Source organism: Acidobacteriota bacterium (genome assembly GCA_018001935.1).
In the GTDB taxonomy this organism is placed as follows: domain Bacteria; phylum Acidobacteriota; class JAAYUB01; order JAAYUB01; family JAAYUB01; genus JAGNHB01.
Genome location: JAGNHB010000107.1, coordinates 1 through 3,972 on the forward strand (window position 1 = coordinate 1; position 3,972 = coordinate 3,972).

General features: G+C 68.3%; 4 protein-coding genes. 2 read left to right on the forward strand and 2 right to left on the reverse strand.

Annotated features, from left to right (window positions below; translation table 11 throughout):
* Positions 1 to 475: 475 nt before the first annotated feature.
* A complete protein-coding gene (locus KA419_20995; GenBank protein MBP7868411.1) occupies positions 476 to 715 on the reverse strand; it encodes a hypothetical protein in 240 nt (79 codons plus the stop codon).
* Between the two features lie 48 nt (positions 716 to 763).
* Entirely contained in the window at positions 764 to 1,591 is an 828-nt protein-coding gene (locus tag KA419_21000) for an ATP-binding protein (protein ID MBP7868412.1), read from the reverse strand.
* Positions 1,592 to 2,563: 972 nt separating this feature from the next.
* Between KA419_21000 and KA419_21005 the strand changes: the two genes are divergently transcribed.
* Complete coding sequence (locus KA419_21005; GenBank protein MBP7868413.1) at positions 2,564 to 3,322, forward strand: hypothetical protein; 759 nt, start codon at positions 2,564 to 2,566, stop codon at positions 3,320 to 3,322.
* A 29-nt stretch (positions 3,323 to 3,351) separates the two neighbouring features.
* The coding region (locus KA419_21010; GenBank protein MBP7868414.1) for a BACON domain-containing protein at positions 3,352 to 3,972 on the forward strand (621 nt) is incomplete at its 3' end.

Genomic DNA, 3,972 nt, shown 5'->3' on the forward strand with positions numbered 1-3,972 from the left:
GACGATCAACGGCCGGACTCGATGAAGCATGAGCCCGATGATCACTCAATCGCCCGTGATCTTTCCTTGGCCGATCTCTGGTAAAATACCCCTGGACACTTATGGGATTACAGGGCGGGAATCAACAGAAACGCGACCCCTCGAAGCCGTGCGCCCCCATGATACCCCAGGATTGAATTATTTGACAACCCGGAGAGCAGAAATCCGCCGGTGGGTTTTACTCAGAACGCGTGTACGAAACCGCGAGACAGGCAACGATGGGCGGAGATGCCCAAGAGCCCGGAAACCGGGGAGGGGGCAGCCCGCCGTTGCAGCCTGCGGCGTCCCCCCGGGTCTGATGAAAAGGCGCGGGGTCCAGGGGAATGTTCATCCCCCTGGCCGGGGTGCAGGGGGCGGCGCCCCCTGCCCGCTGGGAAGGCGATGCGCCGGGGCGGTAAGCGCCGCCCCGGCACGGGGGCAAGGGAAGTTCGGCTGCCTACCCTTCGGGCAGTACCGTGCAATACCCGCTGGGGACCTGCCATCCGTCGGGTGCGGTGTGGCACAGCCCGCCCCAGTCGTCGAAGTGGTCGAGGATGGCGCCGGCGGTCGTGTCGTCCACCCGGTAACCCGGCTGCACGTAATGCGGGCAATAGATGGTCTCCCCGTCCACCCGGATCCGGAGGGGGCCCCGGTTATGCGGGTTGTCTTCGCCGGTCGGCCGATAGAGGATGTCCATTTCAACGCTCCTTTCCGCGTGGTTCGGGATGCGCGGCCCCCCGAAGGATCAGAAGGGGTTGACCAGGGCCTGCGCTTCGGACCGGTGTTCCGGGAGCACTTCCCGCGATCCGGCCAGGTCGGCGATGGTGCGCGCGACCCGGGCAACCGTCGCCCCGGGCGGCTGCGCCTCGCCCCGCCGTTCCACAGCGAAAGCCCGGGCGGCGAGGACCCGTTCCCGGATCGCGGCGGAGGGCTCCCCTTCCCGCTGCCGGAGGTCCGCGTAATGAAGGGGCGGGACGCGAACGACGAGATCGAAGCCCTCGACGGCCCGGACCCGCTCGGAGTAACGCAGGATGGCCTCCGCCGAGCAACGGCACCGGGCCTCCCCGAAATAGCCGCAGGGGCAGGGGTTCGAGGCCGCCACCAGAAGGAACCGGGCGGGGAAGGCGCGCACCTGCCCGCCCCGGTACACCCGGGACTCCCCGACCTTCATGATCCCCCGGAGCGCCTCCAGGACCCCTCGCTGGAACTCGGGGAGTTCGTCCAGGAACAGGACGCCGTTGTGGGCGAGGCTCGCCTCCCCCGGGCGCGGGACGGGGCCGCCCCCGGCCATCCCGGCGCGGGAAACGGTGTGGTGCGGGGCCCGGAACGGGCGGCGAAGCGAGTCCGGGTCGCCCCCGCTCTTCAGCAGCCCGGCAGCCGCGAAGATTTCGGCCGTCTCGGCGGCTTCCGCCCCCGACAGGGGCGGCAGGATGCCCGGGATGCGCCGGGCCAGAAAGAACCTCCCGGCGTTGGGCTGGCCGATCATGAGGACGTGGTGGCCGCCCGCGGCGGCGACCTCCAGCGCCCGCTTGGCCTGTGCCTGCCCCCGGATGTCCGCGAAATCGAAACTCATCGTGCTCCTCCTTCCGTCTGATTCTGAAGCCCGCGAAAGAAAATGTTTCCCCCTGCGGCCTTCACCATTGGCTGAGGCCGCAGGGGGGAACATCGAAAATGTCCTCCTCCGGAAGAGCCCGGAAGCGACGAAGCCCCGGCCGCGCAGGCGGCACGGGGCGTGACGGACGGGAACGGAGGGCGGGAAGCGAAGGGGAGGGGTGGAGAGGGATAATTGGTGGGGACCCGGGCCCGGGCGGGGAGGGAACCGCTTATGCTCGCCGCCCCGGACCGGAGCCCGGCCGGAGGGAGCGGTCCGGCGCGACCCGTGCGCCGGAGGGAGGAGAGACGGGCCACCGAAGACGCAGGCGGGGTCCGCCCGGAGCCGCGGCGGCGCAACGACTGACAGGCTTGCCTGGCGGAAGGAGCGCGCGGAGGAAGGACGACGGCGGAGTGTCCGGGAGACCGGGGAGTGAGGCCGCCCGGCGGCGGTGCCGGGGGCGGCAGGGGGATGGTCATTCCCCTGGCGAGGGTCCGGGGGGGAGATCCCCCGGAAAACAGAACCCTCCAGGATGCCCCAGGACGAACGATCGGGTGGCCCGTGACCCGAAAAACCCGATCCAAACGCGCGGCTGCCGCGCACCTCTCTCCATACTTTCCAAAAACTTCCAAATCGTTCTGAAAAAGTAGAAGTTACAGTACGAGAAATCGCTATGTTTTCGTTGGGCTGTTTGTACTAGTCGTTCCGACGAGGAAGATGCTCCTCGCACGCCCCTTCAACACCACCCGCGCAAACGCGAAACCTTCCCCACTGTTGTTTTCTCCCACCCTTCCGTTGATTTTTCCGCTTGACCTCGCCGCTTCGGCAGGGGTATCCTCCGCCCTTTCCCGCGCCCGGCCGGGTCGGGAAGAACGGCCGCGTTGCCCCCCGGGCGAAGCGGCCCCCAAACCGCGCCCGCCTCCCCGGCGGGCCATCATGAAGGAGGGGATAACCATGCGACCACTCGCGCTCGCCGCGCTGGCGGCGATTTTCTGCCTTTCCGCGCCCGGGGCTCATCCGGACGACGTGTGGCGCGGAATAAAAATTTACAAAAAAGTAACCAAGACGAATCGGTCCCACCCGATCCACCAGTGCTTCGGTCCCCACGGGGACATCTACGCGGTGGAGCTGACGGACGAGTTCCGGGATTATCTGAGAAACGGCCCCGAGTTCAACGCGCACCGGCGGGGCCACGGGAATGGCAACGGTCAGGGCCAGGGACAGCCGTCCCTGATGGCGGTGATCCCCCCGGAAGACACCTCGTGGGTGATGCCGGTGTGGGCGCCGCGGTCGTCCATCATCACGGTGACGTCGGAGCCGGCGGAGAGCGGTTACACGCGGGCCTACTTTCCGGCGCCCGGGACGATGCGGTGGATGTTCGCGAAGTGCACGGACGCCACCAACCGGCAGTGGTCGGCCCAAAACACCCGTTTTTCCGAACTGGTGTCGGTGAGTCACCCCGACGGGTCCATCGAGGTCTTCACGGTCTACAACCAGATTATCGGCCAGGACACCGGTTGCTCCGGGATCGGGGGGTTCGACCAGATCATGCCGGATCTTCCGGTGGTGAAGGGGGAGTGGGAATTTTTCCTGATCTACCTCCATGAGCAGGAGATCCCCGTCCCGTCGCAGGGGCAGGAGACCTACACGAACTGGCGCCCCGTCTACGACTACCGGGACGGCAAGTACCAGTGCGTGATCCACGTGCCCTGAGGGCGCGCGCCGAGGGAGAGGGAAAAGCGATGAAAACGAAGAAAAGGGGCAACAGGCGATTCTGGGCGGTCCTGGCGCTGACGCTGCTGGCGGCGATGCTGCCGGCGGCGGCGCAGGGGGCGAAGCGGTGGAAGACCTGGGTGAAGGGCCCGGGGGCGACGTGGGTTCAGGGGTGCACCTACGCGGTGGACACGGACGCGCTGAGCTTCCCGCCGGCGGGCGGGACGGCGACGGTGAGCGTGACGACGAACGGGACCTGTACCTGGTCGGTGGAAAACGTTCCCTCGTGGGTCCAGGCGAGCCGGCAGGGCGCGACGGTGACGGTCACGGTGGGCGCCAGCGCGACCGCGCGGGGGGCGGACCTGGTGGTGGCGGGCCGGAAGGTCCGGGTGAACCAGGAGGGGACGGAGCGGGGGATGTGGATCCTGGACGCGGCCGCCCTCCCGTGCGACGCCCGGGGCGGCTACACCCTGGACGGGGTGGACGTGCGGCCGAACCAGGGGAACCCCGGCCTGACCTGGGTGGTGACGGTGTCGGAACCGTGGATCCAGGTGATCGGGGGGTGTACGGGGAGCGTGTCGGGCGAGGTGACGCTGCTGCTGCAGCCGAACAAGACCGGCGTGCCCCGCACCGGCTGGATCGGCCTGTGC